The organism is Micromonospora sp. NPDC005215 (genome assembly GCF_040607915.1).
Taxonomy (GTDB): Bacteria; Actinomycetota; Actinomycetes; order Mycobacteriales; family Micromonosporaceae; genus Micromonospora.
In genome coordinates, this window is sequence record NZ_JBEXHQ010000021.1 from 61,389 (window position 1) to 79,187 (window position 17,799).

17 protein-coding genes are annotated in these 17,799 nt (G+C 67.6%); 13 read left to right on the forward strand and 4 right to left on the reverse strand.

All coding sequences use genetic code 11. From position 1 onward, the window contains the following. Nucleotides 1-278: 278 nt before the first annotated feature. The 4 genes from ABZU25_RS17550 to ABZU25_RS17565 form a co-directional block, all read right to left on the reverse strand. The gene (locus tag ABZU25_RS17550; RefSeq protein ID WP_355030377.1) at nucleotides 279-1,055 is read right to left on the reverse strand and encodes an SAM-dependent methyltransferase; all 777 of its coding nucleotides are present in this window, start codon (nucleotides 1,053-1,055) and stop codon (nucleotides 279-281) included. A 112-nt stretch (nucleotides 1,056-1,167) separates the two neighbouring features. Beyond that, nucleotides 1,168-1,989: an alpha/beta hydrolase gene (locus ABZU25_RS17555; protein WP_355030378.1), complete on the reverse strand. Its 822-nt coding sequence runs from the start codon at nucleotides 1,987-1,989 to the stop codon at nucleotides 1,168-1,170. A 19-nt stretch (nucleotides 1,990-2,008) separates the two neighbouring features. Continuing rightward, nucleotides 2,009-2,578: a DJ-1/PfpI family protein gene (locus ABZU25_RS17560; RefSeq protein ID WP_355030379.1), complete on the reverse strand. Its 570-nt coding sequence runs from the start codon at nucleotides 2,576-2,578 to the stop codon at nucleotides 2,009-2,011. Between the two features lie 93 nt (nucleotides 2,579-2,671). After that, nucleotides 2,672-3,415 (reverse strand): GntR family transcriptional regulator, encoded by a 744-nt coding sequence (locus ABZU25_RS17565; RefSeq protein WP_355030380.1) that lies wholly within the window; start codon nucleotides 3,413-3,415, stop codon nucleotides 2,672-2,674. A 407-nt stretch (nucleotides 3,416-3,822) separates the two neighbouring features. Between ABZU25_RS17565 and ABZU25_RS17570 the strand changes: the two genes are divergently transcribed. The 13 genes from ABZU25_RS17570 (at nucleotide 3,823) to ABZU25_RS17630 (ending at nucleotide 17,788) form a co-directional block, all read left to right on the forward strand. Then, the gene (locus ABZU25_RS17570; protein ID WP_355030381.1) at nucleotides 3,823-5,187 is read left to right on the forward strand and encodes an extracellular solute-binding protein; all 1,365 of its coding nucleotides are present in this window, start codon (nucleotides 3,823-3,825) and stop codon (nucleotides 5,185-5,187) included. Beyond that, nucleotides 5,184-6,134, forward strand: coding sequence for a sugar ABC transporter permease (locus ABZU25_RS17575; protein WP_355030382.1), 951 nt, complete (start codon nucleotides 5,184-5,186; stop codon nucleotides 6,132-6,134). The genes ABZU25_RS17570 and ABZU25_RS17575 overlap by 4 nt, the downstream gene beginning before the upstream one ends. After that, complete coding sequence (locus ABZU25_RS17580; RefSeq protein ID WP_355030383.1) at nucleotides 6,134-7,048, forward strand: carbohydrate ABC transporter permease; 915 nt, start codon at nucleotides 6,134-6,136, stop codon at nucleotides 7,046-7,048. Before ABZU25_RS17575 ends, ABZU25_RS17580 begins: the two co-directional genes overlap by 1 nt. Then, nucleotides 7,048-8,115, forward strand: coding sequence for an ATP-binding cassette domain-containing protein (locus ABZU25_RS17585; RefSeq protein ID WP_355030384.1), 1,068 nt, complete (start codon nucleotides 7,048-7,050; stop codon nucleotides 8,113-8,115). Before ABZU25_RS17580 ends, ABZU25_RS17585 begins: the two co-directional genes overlap by 1 nt. Continuing rightward, nucleotides 8,115-9,191, forward strand: coding sequence for an ABC transporter ATP-binding protein (locus tag ABZU25_RS17590; RefSeq protein ID WP_355030385.1), 1,077 nt, complete (start codon nucleotides 8,115-8,117; stop codon nucleotides 9,189-9,191). The genes ABZU25_RS17585 and ABZU25_RS17590 overlap by 1 nt, the downstream gene beginning before the upstream one ends. Before the next feature lie 275 nt (nucleotides 9,192-9,466). Then, nucleotides 9,467-10,927, forward strand: a complete 1,461-nt coding sequence (locus ABZU25_RS17595; RefSeq protein WP_355030386.1) for an NAD-dependent succinate-semialdehyde dehydrogenase — start codon at nucleotides 9,467-9,469, stop codon at nucleotides 10,925-10,927. Next, entirely contained in the window at nucleotides 10,924-11,094 is a 171-nt protein-coding gene (locus ABZU25_RS17600; RefSeq protein ID WP_355030387.1) for a hypothetical protein, read from the forward strand. Before ABZU25_RS17595 ends, ABZU25_RS17600 begins: the two co-directional genes overlap by 4 nt. 1 nt (nucleotide 11,095) lies before the next feature. Then, nucleotides 11,096-12,304, forward strand: coding sequence for an iron-containing alcohol dehydrogenase (locus tag ABZU25_RS17605; RefSeq protein ID WP_355030388.1), 1,209 nt, complete (start codon nucleotides 11,096-11,098; stop codon nucleotides 12,302-12,304). Between the two features lie 972 nt (nucleotides 12,305-13,276). Continuing rightward, on the forward strand, nucleotides 13,277-14,083 hold the full coding sequence (locus ABZU25_RS17610) for a YqcI/YcgG family protein (RefSeq protein WP_355030389.1): 807 nt from the start codon (nucleotides 13,277-13,279) through the stop codon (nucleotides 14,081-14,083). After that, nucleotides 14,083-14,892: an arginase family protein gene (locus ABZU25_RS17615; protein ID WP_355030390.1), complete on the forward strand. Its 810-nt coding sequence runs from the start codon at nucleotides 14,083-14,085 to the stop codon at nucleotides 14,890-14,892. Before ABZU25_RS17610 ends, ABZU25_RS17615 begins: the two co-directional genes overlap by 1 nt. A 21-nt stretch (nucleotides 14,893-14,913) precedes the next feature. Continuing rightward, a complete protein-coding gene (cysK, locus tag ABZU25_RS17620) occupies nucleotides 14,914-15,891 on the forward strand; it encodes a cysteine synthase A (RefSeq protein ID WP_355030391.1) in 978 nt (325 codons plus the stop codon). Between the two features lie 12 nt (nucleotides 15,892-15,903). Further along, nucleotides 15,904-17,028: a homoserine O-acetyltransferase gene (locus ABZU25_RS17625; RefSeq protein WP_355030392.1), complete on the forward strand. Its 1,125-nt coding sequence runs from the start codon at nucleotides 15,904-15,906 to the stop codon at nucleotides 17,026-17,028. Nucleotides 17,029-17,041: 13 nt separating this feature from the next. Continuing rightward, nucleotides 17,042-17,788 carry an SDR family oxidoreductase gene (locus ABZU25_RS17630; RefSeq protein WP_355030393.1) on the forward strand — a complete coding sequence of 249 codons (747 nt, stop codon included), beginning with the start codon at nucleotides 17,042-17,044 and terminating at the stop codon, nucleotides 17,786-17,788. The last annotated feature ends 11 nt before the right edge of the window (nucleotides 17,789-17,799 follow it).

The following is a 17,799-nucleotide window of genomic DNA, read 5'->3' on the forward strand; positions in this document are numbered from 1 at the left end:
ATGACTGCGTGATCGCCCATCCCTCACCGTACGGACGGTCTGCGGAGATCTCCGACATAAGAGAAGAATCGCTCATGTTTCACCCAGATGAACGACGTACCTCCGGCTCGCCACCCGCGGGCACGAAGAAGCTGGCGGTTGCGCCCCAGCCCGGGACCACTCGGCGTGCACCTACGCAGAGATCCAATCAGCATCATCACGGCGATGAGCGGAACCAGTGCTGTGCCGTGCGGGCATCGCAACGATCACCAGGCGTGTCCGTTGGTCGACGACCATGTTCAGGCGGGGAGGATCGCTACTCCTCCCCGCATCGGCGATGGCATGGTTGCTGCGGCGTAGGGATCCGGCTCGCCAAGCTCTGGTCGCCACTTGTTGACCGACACCAGCCCTGGCTCGACAAGTTCAAACTCGCCGAAGAGCGTGGCCAGTTGAGCGTCCGATCGCATGACGATTTCAGCAGCAGCCTTGGTGCGGTAGACCTCTGCGACCGAGGAGACGCTCGACTCGTCGTACTCGTCGGTCACCGCCGTGCCCGGGTGGGAGATGACCAAGGCGCTGCCGGGTACGAGCCGGTCGCGGATCGGCGCTACGACACTCTCGATCGCCTCGTGTGGAACTAGTTGCAGGACGGAGCAGTAGAGCAGCGCCGTAGGTTGGTTCACATCGATCACGGTGGCGAGGTCGCCGCTGGTCAGGGCATCGAGGATCAGTTGGGGCCGGGTGAGGTCCGCCTCGATTGCCCGGCACGTGGGGTTGCCCGTGAGGATGTGGTTGGAGGCGACAACCGCCACCGGATCAATGTCGACGTAGAGAACCCGGATCGCCGGGTCGATCGCCTGAGCAATCTCGTGCACGTTGCCCTGGGTGGGAATGCCGGAGCCCAGATCAAGAAACTGCTGAATGCCAGCCTCGGCCAGTGTGTACACGGCCCGTGCCAGGAACAGTCGATTCGACCGGGCGATGTCCGCCGCGTCGGGAAAGGCCCGCAGGAGTTGTCGAGCGGCCTCGCGGTCGGCCTCGAAGTTGTGCACTCCGCCGAGGAGGAAGTCGTACATGCGGCTGAAGGTGGCCCGACCGCCCTCGAAACTCTGCACGCTCATCTGCTGATCGCTCATCGCCTCTGCCTCCGGATCTGCTTGAGCACGGGCCGCGGACCGGCCGCAGCGATCAGTGACCGCGGTCCCGGCCGAGGAAGCACGACAGCAGTTGCCGGAACTCGTGCGGGTGCTCGATCGCGGGCACGTGCCCGCATCGGCCGAACACGTGCAGGCGGACATCGGCCAGGTGTTCGAGCAGGGGCTGGGCCGCCGTCGCGAGCGGGGTGACCCGGTCCTCGGCGCCGTGCACGAGCAGCACTGGCACGCGGATCGCTGCCAGCGCCTGGGGCGAGAGGGTGAGGTCGTCGACCCATCGTGCCCTGGGCGGAGGGAACAACGACGCGAACGCGGCCGCCCCCGCTCGCATCGCGGTCGCACGGGCATCGACTGCCGCATCGGTCACGAGCGCCTGGTCGAGGATGAGGCGACTCAGCATGTCTCGTGCTCCGAGCGGGCCGGCGGGGGCGGCCCAGATCGCGTCGAGTTCGGCGGACAGCGGCGCCCCGGGGGCGCCCATCGTCGAGACCGCCACGACACGGGTGACCTGCTGGGGGTGCGCGGCCGCCAACGCCAGCGCCACGGCACCGCCCATGGAGTGACCCACAACGGCGTAGTGCTCGATACCGAGAGCATCCATCAGGCCCGCGGCCTGCTCCGTCCAGAGCCGGAGCCCACCCCTGGAGCCCGCCGGGATCGGTGTACGGCCGAACCCCGCCTGGTCAGGAGCTACCAGGTGCCAGGACGTGCCCAGCGCCTGCGCCGTCGTTGCCCAGGCGCCGGACCCGGTCGTACCGGGTCCGGAACCGTGCAGCATCAGCACCGCGGGCCCGGTGCCGCTCTCCAGGAGGTGGACGGGAGAGCCGTCGACTGTGACGGTCCGAAGTGCGGTCACCGGGGCAGGCCAGGTGTGCTCATGCCGATGCGGGGCTTACCGACTTCGAGAAGACCTCCATCATCGCCCGGCCGAACTGCGGCATGTCGGGCCACCCCCGGCAGGAGACGAGGTTGCCGTCAACGACGTCGGGAGCGTCGATGACCGTCGCGCCCGCGTTCTCCATGTCACCGGTGATGGGAGGGAAGCACGCCGTCTTTCGACCCTTCAGGAGCCCGTACACCGCTGGTACCTGCGCGCCGTGGCACACCAGCGCGATGGGGAGGTTGCGCGCGAAGAAGTGCTCGGTGATGCGCCTGACGTCGGCGTCGACCCGGATCCACTCGGGCGCACGTCCCCCGGGGATGATGAGGGCGTCGTAGCGCTCGACGTCGACGTCGGCCCAGGGCACGTCGACCGGCAGCTTTCGGCCGTCCTTCTCCACGTAGGCGTCGGAGTTGGGGTCGAACTCGTGGATGACCAGTTGCACGTCACGCATCGTCCGTGACGAGACGTCGACGTCCCAGCCGCCCTCCTGCACGCGATAGTAGGGATACATGGTGTCGAGTTCCTCGGCGGCGTCGCCGGTCAGGAGCAGCGCTCTGGGCACCTGCTTCTCCTCGCATCTGGTGGCGGGTGAGGTGGATCCAATCGGATCCGATCCGATCCGATCGAGTTAGCATTCCTCGGCCCAACCCGCCCGTCAAGCCTCCACCGCCATTCCGTCCGCGTCCTCGACCTCGTCGAACAATCGTCGAAAACGCTCGCCGGACCGCAGGATGTGCCGGCGCATCGCGTAGGCGGCGGCGTCGGGGTCACGCGCGGCGATCGCTGCCACCACTTCCTCGTGCTCGGCCATGGCCAGGTGAGTGACCTGGGTGTCGTGGTGCAGCCGGAAGAGGTGCACGTGGCTGTGCAGGCGAGCAAGCGCCTCACGGATGACCTGGTTCTCCGCGCTCAGCGCGACGAGATCGTGAAAAGCCGCGTCGCGTAGCCCGAAGGCGCCATAGGCCGTCAGCCCGTTGCCCCCCTCCAGCTCCGCCATTTCCTCCAGCATTCGTCGCAGACCGGCCACCTGCTCCGTGGATGCGCGTTCGGCGGATCTGCGCGCCGCCGCCGGCTCGAGGAGCAGGCGGACCTCGAGCATGTCCTCGAACCGGTGCCTGGTGATCTGGGGGGGAATGCGGTAGCCGGCATGGGGAACGCGCACGACCAGACCCTCGGCCTCCATGCGGTTCAGCGCGTCTCGGATCGGCGTCTGCGAGACCCCCAACTCTCGCGCCAGGACGTCGATGGTGACGCGGGAGCCAGGCTCGATCCGCAGCGACATCAGCTGTCCGAGCAGCCTGTCGTACACCTCGTCGGCAAGCCGGCCGCGAGATCTTCCCGGCGGCATTCCGCCCGTCACGGCCCTACGGCCCCGCGCGATCATCACTTCGTCGTCCATCGTGACCTGAGGTCCTCTCTTGCGTCTTCGCGAACCTGTTGACACCAGTCACAACGCTGCGGCATGCTGACGCCCCCAACTGGATCGTATAGGAAAAGTGGCGGATGATCTTCATTCTCCACCAGCGCGGAACCGCCCGCCGTCGCCACGTCGATCACCTGGAGGACGTCTCGGCGGCATGAAGACCCAGTACGTCGCGGCGTACTCGTGACGCCGGCCCGCGGGTCGGCGGGTCGGCCCCCACGACAGCCCGGCGGCACGCCTGAACAACCCAGCAACTGCTCGGCGAAGCACATAGCGAGGCTCTAGAAGTCCCCATCCAGAAAGCAGGCGAGAAGATGCGGCATCCAAAGCGAACAGGACGAATGTCCGTTCCGGGGCGGAAGGTACGGCTGGCGACGGCGGCCATGCTGCTGGTGGCCACGACCGTAACGGCTTGCGGCGATGGCAAGGACGACAGTGAGAAGGCGAGCGCCCCCAAGGCACCGGCGACCATACCGGAGCTCACCAAGGACCCGCTGACCCTCAGCTTCATCTGGTTCGACTGGCCCCCCGCCCAGGCACTGGAAGCCTTTGCGAACGCGGAGTACAAGAAAGAGCGGCCGAACGCGACCGTCAAGGTCAACACCGTGCCGAACGCGAACTGGCACGACGCGATGTTCACCCAGTTCGCCGCGCGCAAGACCGACTTCGACATCGCGATCCTGGACTCGCAACACATCGGCGAGGCCGTGACGAACGGCAACATCCTCGACCTCACCGACTTCGTCAAGTCGAACATCGACGTCAAGGCCTACAACCCGTACCTCCTGGCGGCCTACGGCCAGTACCCCCAGGCGGAGACCGGCAAGCGTGACGAGAACGCCAGCCTGTACGGACTGCCGCTGCTCGGCGACACCTGGACGATGATCTACCGCAAGGACCTGATCGGCGACAAGCCACCGCAGACCTGGGACCAGATGATCTCAGTGGCCGAGAAGTGCCAGACGGAACACCCCGGCGTCAGCGGGCTGGCTTTCCACCAGGCCAACGGCTCCGACGCCGCGGCCGTCACCTACAACACGGTAAACGGCGTCTACGGCGGCAACCTCTGGGACGCCAAGACGCGCAAGATCGAGGGTGTCCTCAACGACGCTGCGGGCCAGGAGGCGATGGACATCCTGGTCAACAAGATGAAGCCGCTGACCGCCAAGGGCTCCGGCAACTGGTTCATCGACGAGGTGAACGCGTCGGTCGCCCAGGGCAAGGCATGCATCGCGTTCAACTGGATCGCCGCGAGCGGCGGCCTGCTTGACCCGAAGCAGTCGACGCTCGGCACCACGCGGGAGCAGATTCTCGACAAGCTGGGTTTTGCCACCCTGCCGAGCCAGAAGACGAACCTGGTCCCTCTCGGCGGTATGGGGATGCACGTGTCGGCCTACTCCTCGAAGGCAAACCAGGCGGAGGCCCTGAACTTCATGAAGTGGTTCGAGCGGGCTGATGTCCAGAAGAAGTGGGCCGCGGCCGGTGGCGTGCCATCGCGTACGGACGCCCTGGAGTCGCCCGAGTTCCTCAATGCCGGGCCGTTCAACCAGGTGTACACCGACTCGGTTCCGCGGATGCGGGACATGTGGAACGTGCCCGAGTACGCGCGCCTCGTCGACATTGAGAACACCAACGTGAACGCGGCTCTCAACGGCGCGAAGAAGCCGAAGGATGCGCTCGACGACATCGCCAAGGAGCAGCAGGGCGTGCTCGATTCCAGCAGCCGCAAGGGCGGCGGCGGACTGTGAGTGACCCCCTCACTCTGACGACCGAACACCCCGGGCAGGTGGCGTCCGCGACGCCACCTGCACCGGGTCGGTCCCGCCGGCTGAGCGACCGGGCGCTCGCCGTGGCCTTCATCTCCCCCGCGCTGCTGCTGTTGCTCGCCATGTCGGTGTTCCCGTTGCTGTGGTCGTTGTACCTGTCCTTCACCGACTACTCGGCCACCCGCGGGGGGCCCGCCCATTTCATCTGGTTCGGGAACTACACCGCCATCCTGACTTCGGCGCAGGTCCACACCAGGGCCTTGACGACGTTGATCTACGTGGTCGGCGCGGTCGGCCTACAGACCGTGCTCGGTTTCGGCATCGCCTACCTGATCTCACGGCGCACGCACGGGCGTGGGCTGCTGACCACTGTGTTCCTGGTTCCGATGATGCTGTCGCCGGTCGTGGTCGGGCTGTTCTGGCGATTCATGCTCGACGCGCAGTTCGGCGTGGTCAACAGCATGCTCGGCTCGCTCGGCATCGGGCAGGTGGAGTGGCTCACCCGGCAGCGAACGGCACTGGTTTCCCTGATCGTGGTCGACACCTGGCAGTGGACGCCGTTCATCATGCTCATCGCACTTGCGGGCCTTACCGCGGTTCCCAAGTACCTCTACGAGGCCGCCTCGATCGACCGGGCGTCCGAGTGGTTCCGGTTCCGCACCATCACTCTTCCGCTGGTGTGGCCGCTGCTCCTCATTGCCGTGCTGTTCAGGGCCATCGAGGCATTCCGGCTGTTCGACCTCGTCTACATCCTCACCAACGGGGGTCCGGGTGTCTCCACCGAGACGTTGTCGTTCCACATCTACAAGGTCGCGTTCCTGGGCTTCAACACCGGAACCGCCTCGGCGTACGGGATCCTCATGGTCCTCGTCGTCATCGTCCTCACGCAGCTCTACCTGCGCTACCTGAACAAGCTCAAGGAGGACTGATGGCCCTCTCCGTCGATGAGGCCGTGTCCCCGGGTCCTACCCGGGACCACACGCCCGCCACGCGCCGCCTGGGCGGTGGCCGGGGCCGCTCCGTGCTGGAGGTCGCGCTGCTGACCGCGCTGGCCGTCGTGATGCTCTTTCCGGTGCTGTGGATGATCGAGACGTCCATCAAGGAGAACCGGGACGTCTACGCCATCCCGGCCAAGTTCTTCGACTTCAAGGTCACTCTGGACCATTACCGGGACGTGTTCGTCGCCCCCGGCGACGGTCGCACGGCCGTATCGGTCTCCTTCCTCAACTCCATCGTGGTCGCCGGGGCCTCCACGTTGCTGGCCACCGTGCTGGGGGTCCCGGCGGCCTGGGCCTACTCACGCTTCGCGGTGAAGGCCAAGAAGGACCAACTGTTCTTCATCCTGTCCACCCGCTTCATGCCGCCCGTGGTGGTAGTGATCCCGATCTTCCTCATGTACCGCCAGGTCGGACTCATCGACAACAAGCTCGGCCTGATCCTCATCTACACCGCGTTCAACGTCCCGTTCACGATCTGGATGATGAAGGGGTTCGTCGACGAGGTGCCCGCGGAGTACGAGGATGCCGCAATGCTCGACGGCTACACCCGTCTGCAGGCGTTCTGGAAATTCACCCTTCCCCTGCTCGTGCCCGGGATCGCCGCGACGGCGGTCTTCGCACTCATCTTCTCGTGGAACGAGTTCGTGTTCGCCACCTTCCTTACCTCCAGCGACAGCGTCCGGACGGCCCCACCCGCCATCGCCGGCCTCATCGGCGGCACCACTACGGACTGGGGTCTCGTGGCCGCCGCCTCAGTGGTGTTCGCCCTACCCGTGCTCGTCTTCGCGTACCTGGTGCGCAGGCACCTCGTCGCCGGTGTGACGCTCGGGGCGGTGCGACGCTGATGGCGGGCATCGAGGTGACCGCCCTGCACAAGCGGTACCCGGACGGGACGGTCGCGGTTGAGCACGTGGACCTGTCCATCGGCGACGGCGAGCTGTTCGTGATGCTCGGCCCTTCGGGTTGCGGCAAGACGACCACGCTGCGGGCCATAGCCGGCCTGGAGAGGCAGACGACGGGCGACATCCGCATCGGCGACACGCTGGTCAACGACCTGCCGCCCGCCGAACGCGACATCGCCATGGTGTTCCAGTTCTACGCTCTCTACCCGCATCTGAAGACCCGCGACAACCTGGCGTTCCCCCTGCGGGCCGAGGGACTGCCCAAGCCGGAGGTGCACGAGCGGGTGAACGAGGCCGCCCGGCTGATGCGGCTCGGTCCGCTCCTGGACCGGCGACCGCGCCAGCTGTCCGGCGGGGAGCAGCAGCGCGTCGCGCTCGCTCGCGCCCTGGTGCGACGACCGCGCGCATTCCTCATGGACGAACCTCTCACCAATCTGGACGCGGAGCTGAGGGCCGACATGCGCACGGAGATCAAGCACCTCCAGGGGGAGCTGGGGGCGACGATGGTCTACGTCACCCACGACCAGGTCGAGGCGATGTCGCTCGGTCACCGAATCGCCATCCTCAACAAGGGCCGCGTGGAGCAGATCGGCACGCCGCTGGAGGTCTACGACCGTCCGGCGAGTCTCTTCTGCGCCGCGTTCATCGGCTCCCCGCCGATGAACCTGATCGAGGTGGAGGTGGCCGACGGGCAGCTGCGCGGTCAGGGCGGACTGGCCCTCACGCCACCGCCCGGTTTGCCGCGCGACCGTCGCCTGGTCGCAGGCGTCCGGCCGGAGGCGCTGGAAGTCACAGCGCCAGGGGCGGAACGTTCGGTCCCGGCCCGCGTGGTCTCGGCCGAGTGGCTGGGCGACGAGATCATCTACGTGGTCGACCACAGCGGCCAGCGCGACGTACGGGTTCGGATGCCACCGACTGTCCGTTTCGCCGTCGACGCACCGGTCGGGCTGCGGCACACCGGCGGGACCCCGGCGGTCTACGACGTGAGCACGGAAGAGCTGGTGGCCTGATGGGAACCGTGGCAGTGCAGGGGCTGTGCAAGTCCTTCGGCAAGGTCCAGGCCCTGGACGGGGTGACGCTGGACGTGCCGGACGGCGCGTTCTTCGTCGTGCTCGGGCCCTCCGGGGCAGGCAAGACGACGACCCTGCGAGCGATCGCCGGCCTTGACAAGCTTGACGCCGGGTCGGTGCAGCTGGACGGGAGGGACGCGACCGGTGACGCCCCGGCCGCACGCGACCTGGCCATGGTCTTCCAGAGCTACGCCCTCTACCCGCGACACACGGTGTTCGAGAACATCGCTTCGCCGCTGCGGGCACGCCGCTGTTCTTCGAGCGAGATCACCGCAGCCGTCGAGCAGATGGCGAGCCTGCTGCACATCGAACGTCTGCTGCAGCGTCGTCCCGCGCAGTTGTCGGGCGGTGAGATGCAGCGTGTCGCCCTGGCCCGGGCGCTGGTCCGTCGCCCCCGCGCGTTCCTCATGGACGAGCCGCTGACGAACCTCGACCTCAAGCTTCGCGTCGAGATGCGCACCGAGCTCACCCGCATCCACCGGAGCCTCGGAGCAACCTTCGTCTACGTGACAAACGACCAGGTCGAGGCCCTGTCCATGGCCGACCAGGTCGCGGTCCTCAAGGAGGGGAAGGTGCAACAGGTCGGAACGCCGACCGAGGTGTACGAGCGTCCAGCCAACCAGTGGGTCGCCGGATTCGTCGGGAGCCCGCCGATCAGCCTGCTCGCCTGCCACGCCGAGGGAGATCGTCTGGTCGGTGCGGAGGGCTGGACGCTGCCGCGGCCCCGCTGGACCACGGCTGAGGACGGTCGTGCGCTGCTGCTGGGCCTGCGCGCGGAGGACCTGTCCGTCGAGCAGCGTGGGAACGCGTCGTTGTCGGGGGAGCTCTACGGGCTTGAGCCGCTCGGTGACCGAACGGTGGTCGACGTCCGAGTGGGGACCGAGATCCTCAAGGTCAAGGCACGACCCACCGTCACCGGTACGCCGGGCGAGCGGCTGCATGTCACTGTCGACCTGGACCGTGCGCACCTGTTCGATGCGGGCACCGGGCTGTCGCTGTCCAAGGCTGGGCGGTAACCGCGCCGGGCGGCGACGGCACCATGCGCCCACACGTGGCGATCGAGCCTCGGCGGACCGTCACCAGTGCGCACGGCCTGACGACGCTGAGACGACAGTGGCCCGAGAAGGCGATCGGTGGCGCGGGGCGTCGCCCTGCAGACAGGGCCACTGCCACAGTCGACCCGCTCGGCAACCTCGCCCCCGACGGGGGCGGGTGACCCGTCCGTCCACGCGCACAGCGCGATCGCCGAGGCATGCCGGACATCACCAAGAAGATCACAGGAGGTGACGCAATGAGTGACCCGATGAACGCCCTGGCTCCCGAGCACCGGCGGCTCCGGATCGGCGACGCCTGGCGCGACGCCGCAAGCGGAGCCACCTTCGCCGTCGAGGACCCGGCCACCGGCAAGACCATCGCCGAGGTGGCAGACGCCGACGTCGTTGACGGGCTCGCCGCTCTGGACGTGGCGAGCAAGGCGATGGCGGAGTGGGCGGCGACCCCGCCGCGGAAGCGGTCAGAGTTGTTGACCGCGACGTACCGGGCACTGACCGAGCGATCCGAAGAGGTCGCCCGGCTGATAACGCTGGAGATGGGCAAGCCGCTCGCCGAGGCTCGGGCAGAGGTGGCCTACGGCGCCGAGTTCTTCCGTTGGTTCGCCGAGGAGGCGGTGCGCGTCGAGGGGCGCTACAGCACCGCTCCCACAGGTGGATATCGCATCCTCACCGTGCCGAAGCCGGTCGGACCGTGCGTCTTCGTGACGCCCTGGAACTTTCCGTTGGCAATGGGTGCCCGCAAGATCGCTCCTGCGCTGGCCGCGGGCTGCACGACGATCACCAAGCCAGCAGCACTGACGCCACTCACCATGCTGTTCCTGGCCCGCATCATGGAGGAGGTCGGCGTTCCTCCGGGCGTCGTCAACGTGGTGACCACCAAGCGTGCCGGCACTGTGGTCTCCGCACTGCTAGCCGACAGTCGGACCCGCAAGCTTTCGTTCACCGGGTCGACCGAGGTCGGGCGCGTGCTGCTACGACAGGCTGCGGACAACGTGCTGCGTACCTCCATGGAACTGGGCGGCAACGCGGCCTTGATCGTGTGTGCCGACGCTGACCTGGACGTCGCGCTCGACGGTGCCATGGTGGCCAAGATGCGCAACATCGGGGAGTCCTGCATCGCGGCCAACCGGATCTACGTCGAGGAGTCGGTACGCGAGGAGTTCACGGCGCGCTTCGTCGAGCGGATGGGCGCGCTCTCGGTGGGCCATGGTCTCGACGACGGCGTGGACGTCGGGGCGTTGATCGACGAGGCCTCGGTCACCAAGATCGACGAGCTCGTCGCCGACGCTGTCGATCGCGGCGCCCGGGTCCTGGTGGGCGGCGAGCGTCCGGATGGGCCGGGCCACTTCTACCCGCCTACGGTCCTCGTCGACGTGCCCAACGATGCGCGGATGCTGGAGACGGAGATCTTCGGCCCGGTCGCGCCGATCATCTCGTTCACGTCCGACGACGAGGTGATGGCGAAGGCCAACGACACCGAGTACGGCCTGGTCGCGTACATCTTCACAAGTGACCTCCAGCGGGCGCTCCGGTTCACCGAGGGACTGGATACGGGGATGCTCGGCATCAACCGTGGCCTGATATCGGACCCGTCAGCTCCGTTCGGAGGCGTGAAGCAGTCCGGGATCGGCAAGGAGGGGTCGCACGAGGGCATCCTCGAGTACCTCGACCTCACCTACGCGGCGATCGACCTACCGTGAGCGGCCTGCTCCTCCGGGCGCCCGCCGAGGATCACCGCGCCCTGTGCACACCTGACCTGACCGGCCTCCACCCCGAGGACGGGCCCTGGGGCATGGCCGCCACGAACCCGCTGGCACCCGGAACGTCCGCCCAGCAGACCGCCGCCGACGATCCGGAGAGGCACTGACATGCTTGAGACCGTCCGCGGACCACGCCAGCTGATAGTGGGCGAAGGGGTCGCGCAGAACATCCCACGAGTGGTGGCCGAGAGTGGCTCGCGGGTCCTCATCGTGACCGACAAGGTTCTTCTGGGACAGCCGGGCGTGGCCGAGATCGTGGCCGCCGTGCGGGAGAAGGTCGAGGTCGTCAAGGTCTTCTCCGACGCGACTCCGGACGTGCCACTCGCCGATGTCGCCCTGGCCGTCTCGGCCGCCGCCGAGGTGGACGCCAACGTGATCCTCGCCATCGGGGGTGGCACGGTGATCGACCTCGCCAAAATCGTCGGCGTCATCCGACGCCACGGTGGGACGCCGCGCGACTACTACGGCGAGTCGAAGGTGCCGGGGCCGACGATTCCTCTCGTCGCGGTCCCGACGACGTCAGGCACCGGCTCCGAGCTCACACCCGTCTCGGTGTTGACCGACCCGGACCGCGAGCTGAAGGTGGGGGTCTCCAGCGTCCACATCGTGCCCGACTTCGCCATCGTCGACCCCGAACTCACCTACACCTGCCCGGCGACCGTCACCGCCCACTCCGGCATCGACGCGTTCTGCCACGCGGTGGAGAGCTACACGGCACGACCCCGGGCCCACGGACCGCGCGACCCGGTGGAGCAGGTCTTCCTCGGCCGCAACCCGATCACCGACCACTACGCGCTACTGGCCGCGGAGCGGATCGCCCGTAGCTTGCGTCGGGCTGTCAGGGACGGAGGCGACACGGACGCGCGCGCGGACATGTCCTATGGGTCCATGCTCGCCGGGCTCGCATTTTCCCACGCGGGCAACGCGGCTCCGCATGCTCTCCAGTACCCCATCGGCGCAGCCACGCACACGCCGCACGGCCTGGGCGTCGGGCTGCTACTGCCCTACGCGCTGGACGCGGCCAGGGATGCCATCAGCGACCGGTTGGCCATCCTCGCCGGGGTGTGCGGGCTCGACGTGACCGACGCCTCGGATGCCGAGGCCACCGAAACGTTCCTCACCTGGCTCGACGGGCTCCTCGCCGACATCGGCATCCCACCCACCCTGGCGGACATCGGCGTGGCACGCGCCGACCTCCCGCGCTTCGCGGAGATGGCAAGTGGCGTCACCCGCCTGATCCAGAACCATCCGGGCCCGACCGACACCGCCAGCCTGACCGCGATCCTCGAAGCGGCCTGGACCGGGGACCGGACCTGACACGTCCCGGACCAAGTGGTCGATGAGGTCGTCGACCTGCTCGTTGGTCCGCGCGACGATCATCAGCGGGGTCGCCGGTGGCGGCGAGTTCGGCGGCCGCGCGGACCACGAGGGTGGGCTTGCGGCGCCCGCGGCTGGGAGTCGACCACCACGCCGTAGTGCGAGCCGCAGCGCAGGTCGGCCGCACGGCGGTGACAACCGGTCTCCGTCTCGATGGCGGGCGTGACCTCCGTGCCGAGCATCGCCCCACCCTCCGGTGCGCCGCACATGGGTACCTCCCGTCGATCCCCATGCGACGGTGAGGGCGACACACCGACCACCGCGCCGTCGACGCCCGTCGGCGACCTGCTCGTCGGCTGCCCCCAGGACATCGTCAATTGACGGCCGCCGGCCCCCACCTGCCCGAGCGACAACCTCGATCGCGCAGCTGCCGTACCCGATTCATCAGGATTACATCCCCGACACACCGGTTGCCGCCCTGCACGAGATAACCCTTATGGGCTGCGGTGAACGCCCACCTCGAAGCTCCACCACGCCGACCGGCACCGATGTCTGAAGGAATCGGACATCGCGTCCTGGCCACCAAAATAAACACGCCCGATGGCACCCGGACGGGGTTGACGGCCCGGGTCAGATGAGCCAAGATTTCTTCTGTCGAAGGCAACGACGAAACCGTCCTGAAATAGCTCGCCATCCATGAGTTGGTTAATCGCCTCTGGTGGACGCGGCCCAACGATTGTGTCGCATGCGGTGCCGCACACTCGGTCGACAACCCGAGCTGACCTGGCACTGAACCGACGACGGCGTCGGCCTGAAGACCTCCACCAGTCGGTCCCGCTCGATCCTGTTGCTTCTCGTTGCCTTTGCGACGGCCTTAGATCCACTCGCCACAGGTCTCGATTCCGCATGCGCAGAATCGGGTCCGCCGGTATGGCGTGCGCCGGGGCCATTTACGGGGAAGGAGCGTCCAGGTTGGACAACTCCAACGGGGAAGAAATACTGTTGACGCAGGAGCACACGGCCGAGCGGACCAAAGGCTGGCAGCGCTCCGCATTCGACGATCTCAGTTTCCGGCTCAACGATCCCGAGTTTCCCTGCATTTTCTCGCGGAACGCATTCAGGAAAGGGATCGTCAATTTCATCTTCGTCGACAGCGCCGACGAGAAGGGCGTCAGACGCCTTGCCGAAGGGCTCAGGCGCTATGTCGACCGCGCCGTCCGCTGGGACGGCCGCCTCGACACCGCGAGCCCCCTGGTGGTGGCGTTCGCGGCGGATGCGGTGCAGGCGCGGACCGTCGAGGGCTACCACGCCTTCGGCTGGCGGATCCTCAACGACCTCCACAACCTCGACCCCGCCCCCTGGCCTGACGAGGTGGCGACGGAACCCGACTCACCCGAGTGGTCGATGTGTTTCAACGGCATGCCCCTCTTCTGCAACATGAGCAGCCCGGCACACCGGAAACGGCGCAGCCGCAATCTCGGCGCCCACTTCGCCATCGTCATCAATCCACGTGCGCGGTTCGACGTCTTTGCCGGTGACACGCCCAGCGGCCACAAGGTACGCGCCAACATCCGCGACCGCATCGACCGCTACGACGGCACTCCCCACTCGCCACACCTGAGTTCCTACGGCAGCGGTGCGCTCGAGTGGCTTCAGTACAGCCTCGCCGAGGCTGCCGACGAGCGGGCAGATCGGTGCCCATTCGCGTCGGGCCAGCACGACACCGCCTCGCTCTCCGGCGGTCACGACCATGATCCGACCAGGAAGGATGCTTCTTGATGATCGATCTCATCGTCTCCCAGGGACGGGTGGCGGACCGAGCAGCGCGGATGATCGAGGGCGCTGCTCGTACCGCGCAGGCTCTGGCGGAGCGCTACGGCCTCTCCGCGCAGTACATCGGGACACCCACCCCAGCGGTGAACGACGACTGGACTCAGAGCCTGCCCCAGGCCCGCCAGACGCTGGACGCGATGGCGAAAGCGGTCACCACGAGCCTTGACGGGGGGAACCTTCCGGTTCTGCTGAACAACACGTGCTCCGTCAGTCTCGCCACGCTGCCGGTCGTCGCCCGGCGGTTCCCTGACGCCGTCGTGCTCTACATCGATGCGCACGGCGACTTCAACACTCCGGACACGACCGGAAGCGGCTATCTCGGCGGCATGGTGTTGTCTGGCGCATGTGGCCTGTGGGACAGCGGTCACGGCGCCGGGCTGAAGCCCGAACAGGCGATCCTGGTCGGTACCCGCGACGTCGACCCGGGCGAGCGAAAGCTCATCGACACCGCTGGAGTGCGCGTCCTCCCCCCGAGCGAGACGACGGCGGAGAACGTCCTGGCCGCCATCGGTGACGCACGGGTGTGGGTGCACATCGACTGGGATGTCATGGACCCGGGTGCGGTCCCTGCGGACTACACCGTGGCCGATGGCCTGCTGCCCGCGCAGATCCGGGCGATCTTCGACGCCATCCCGAGGGAACGCCTGATCGGCGTCGAGCTGGCCGAGTTCAACGCTCCGGCGGACGAGGAGCAGATCGAGCAGGCCCTCGCCGTGATCCTGGACATGGTCTCCCCCGCGTTCGCCGCGGCCTGACGTCGAAGGACGGTTCGCGCAATGCCCCTCTATGACAGCATCCTCGACACGATCGGCCGCACCCCGATCGTCCGGCTCCACCGGATGGCCCCGGCGCACACCGAGGTCTATGTGAAGGTCGAATCGTTCAACCCCGGTGGATCGGTCAAAGACCGCCTCGCCCTGGGCGTGGTCCTGAACGCCGAGGCCAAGGGATTGCTCAAGCCCGGCGACACGATCGTGGAGTGCACCTCGGGCAACGTCGGCATCGCCTTCGCGATGGTGGCTGCCGCCCGCGGCTACCGGTTCGTGGCGGTAATGGGCGACACCTACTCCAGAGAGCGGCGCAAGCTCATCCGCGCGTACGGCGGGAAGGTGATCCTCTTCCCCGGCGCGCTCGGCAGCAGCGGCGGCAACCAGATCGCCGACGAACTGGCCGAGAAGCATGGCTGGTTCCGGGCCCGGCAGTTCGACAACCCGGCCAACCCGGCGTACCACCGAGAGACCACCGCTGCCGAGATCCTCGGCGACTTCGCGGGCAAGCGTCTGGACTACTTCGTCACGGGCTTCGGCACCACCGGCACGCTGACCGGCGTCGGCCAGATGCTGAAGCTGGCGCGCCCCGACGTACGCGTCGTCGTTCTGGAGCCCGAGAACGCCGCCGTCCTCGCCGGCAAGGAATGGAACGTGCACCAGATCCAGGGTCTGGCCCCCAACTTCGTGCCCAGCGTCCTCGATCAGACCGTCATCGACGAGCTCGTGACGATGGAAGAGATAGTGGCGCGCGACACCGCACGCCGCCTCGCCGCCGAGGAGGGCATCTTCGCCGGCATATCGGCCGGCGCGACCCTGGCCACGGCGCTGCGGACCGCCGAGACGGCGCCGGAGGGTTCGGTGCTGCTCGCGATGCTTCCCGACACCGGTGAGCGCTATCTGTCCACCTTCTTGTTCGACGGCATGAACGAGGAGTCGGATGACGAGTGGCTCGCCGCCCAGGGCGCCGGCCTCGGCAGCGCCTGATCGGGACCGCGGATGAGGGAGTTCATTCCGCCGGCCACACGCTTCGTCACACTGCCCGACGGCTTCACCATGAAGCGCGGCGGAGTGCTCGACGGAGCGCGGGTCGCGTACGAGGCCGTGGGGCGCTTGAACGAGGCGCGCGACAACGTCGTGCTGGTCCTCACCGGTATGTCCCCTGACGCGCACGTCGTCGCGCACGACGAAGACCCCACTCCCGGCTGGTGGGAGCACATGGTGGGGCCGGGCCGGCCGATCGACACAGACAGGTGGTACGTGATCTGCGTGAACGCCCTGGGCAGCTGCAAGGGTTCCACCGGGCCGGCCTCGGTCGACCCCGCCACCGGCGAGCCCTACGGGATGACGTTCCCGCAGTTGTCCATGGAGGACATCGCCGACGCGGCCGCGGTTCTGGTCCGCGCGCTGGAGTTCGACACTCTCGCCTGCGTCGTTGGGGCGTCCATGGGCGGGATGAGCGCGCTCTCCCTCCTGGTTCGCCACCCCGGTCTGGCACGCAACCTCATCAACATCTCCGGGGCGGTGCACGCACTGCCCTACGCTATCGCCGTCCGCTCACTGCAGCGCGAGGCGATTCGGTCCGACCCCCAGTGGTCGCACGGGTGCTATCGCGATGACGTCCTGCACTACCCGCGGTCCGGGATGCGCCTCGCGCGCAAGCTCGGCATGATGACCTACCGCTCGGCCCGGGAGTGGGATCAGCGCTTCGGCCGTGCCCGGCTCACCGGGGAACGCCGGACGGAGAACCACCCCTTCGACCCTGAGTTCCGAGTCGAGGGCTATCTCCAGGCACACGCGGACCGCTTCGCACACCGTTTCGATCCCAACAGCTACCTCTACCTCAGCAGGTGCATCGACCTGTTCGATCTCGGCGAGTCGTGCGGTGGCACCCCGGACGCGGCGCTGGCGCGGCTGAGCCTGGACGCGGCGCTGGTGATCGGGGTGGAGACCGACACGCTGTTCCCGCTGCACCAACAACGCCAGATCGCAGACGGTCTCCGCAAGGGCGGAACGGAGGTGCAGTTCAAGGCGCTGGAGTCGGACGAGGGGCATGACGCTTTCCTGGTGGATGTCGCCCACTTCGGCCCACCGATCGCCAAGTTCCTGTCACTGATCTGGTAGCGAGGAGTAAGCCTTGTCCCTGATCCCCTCGAAGGTGGCGCTCGTCACCGGCGCCAACCGCGGCATTGGCCGTGAGATCGCTCGGCAGCTCGCGGAGAACGGCGTACACACCCTGGTCGCCGGCCGCCGCCGGGAGGCGGTGACGGAAGCCACGGCGAGCCTGCGCAGCATGGGCCTCGACGTCGCGCCGCTCGTCCTGGACGTCACCGCGCCGGACACCATCGCCGCGGCCGCCGACGACGTCGGCGGGAAGTACGGCCGGCTGGACATCCTGGTCAACAACGCGGGCATCCGCGTCGAGGAGTACGGCAAGCGGCCCTCCGAACAGCCCATGGAGCAGTGGCGCCAGACGTTCGACACCAACCTGTTCGGTGTCGTCGAGGTCACTGCGGCTTTCCTGCCTCTCATCCGCCGATCCACGGCGGGCCGCATTGTCAACGTTTCCAGTCTGTTGGGGTCGCTGACCAAACAGAGCGACCCGACCTCATACGTTTACAGCGACGCCTTCAAGTCGCTGCCCGCCTACAGCGCCTCGAAGAGCGCGGTGAACTCCTGGACGGTGCACCTGGCGTACGAGCTGCGCGACACGCCGATCAAGGTCAACTCGGTGCATCCGGGCTACACCAAGACGGACCTCAACGACGGCGCGGGCGACCTGGCGGTCGCCGTCGGCGCGAAGACGAGCGTCGACATGGCCCTGCTCGGCGCCGACGGGCCGACCGGCGGTTATTTCCACCTCGGCGAATCGCTCCCATGGTGAAGGGGTTCCGA

Bases quoted from the DNA above. Each gene is read 5' to 3' on its own strand.
- ABZU25_RS17550 (WP_355030377.1), bottom strand. From the start codon at position 1,055: ATGTACGACTTCCTCCTCGGCGGAGTGCACAACTTCGAGGCCGACCGC.
- ABZU25_RS17565 (WP_355030380.1), bottom strand. From the start codon at position 3,415: ATGGACGACGAAGTGATGATCGCGCGGGGCCGTAGGGCCGTGACGGGC.
- ABZU25_RS17570 (WP_355030381.1), top strand. From the start codon at position 3,823: ATGCTGCTGGTGGCCACGACCGTAACGGCTTGCGGCGATGGCAAGGAC.
- ABZU25_RS17580 (WP_355030383.1), top strand. From the start codon at position 6,134: ATGGCCCTCTCCGTCGATGAGGCCGTGTCCCCGGGTCCTACCCGGGAC.
- ABZU25_RS17585 (WP_355030384.1), top strand. From the start codon at position 7,048: ATGGCGGGCATCGAGGTGACCGCCCTGCACAAGCGGTACCCGGACGGG.
- ABZU25_RS17590 (WP_355030385.1), top strand. From the start codon at position 8,115: ATGGGAACCGTGGCAGTGCAGGGGCTGTGCAAGTCCTTCGGCAAGGTC.
- ABZU25_RS17595 (WP_355030386.1), top strand. From the start codon at position 9,467: ATGAGTGACCCGATGAACGCCCTGGCTCCCGAGCACCGGCGGCTCCGG.
- ABZU25_RS17605 (WP_355030388.1), top strand. From the start codon at position 11,096: ATGCTTGAGACCGTCCGCGGACCACGCCAGCTGATAGTGGGCGAAGGG.
- ABZU25_RS17615 (WP_355030390.1), top strand. From the start codon at position 14,083: ATGATCGATCTCATCGTCTCCCAGGGACGGGTGGCGGACCGAGCAGCG.
- cysK (WP_355030391.1), top strand. From the start codon at position 14,914: ATGCCCCTCTATGACAGCATCCTCGACACGATCGGCCGCACCCCGATC.
- ABZU25_RS17625 (WP_355030392.1), top strand. From the start codon at position 15,904: ATGAGGGAGTTCATTCCGCCGGCCACACGCTTCGTCACACTGCCCGAC.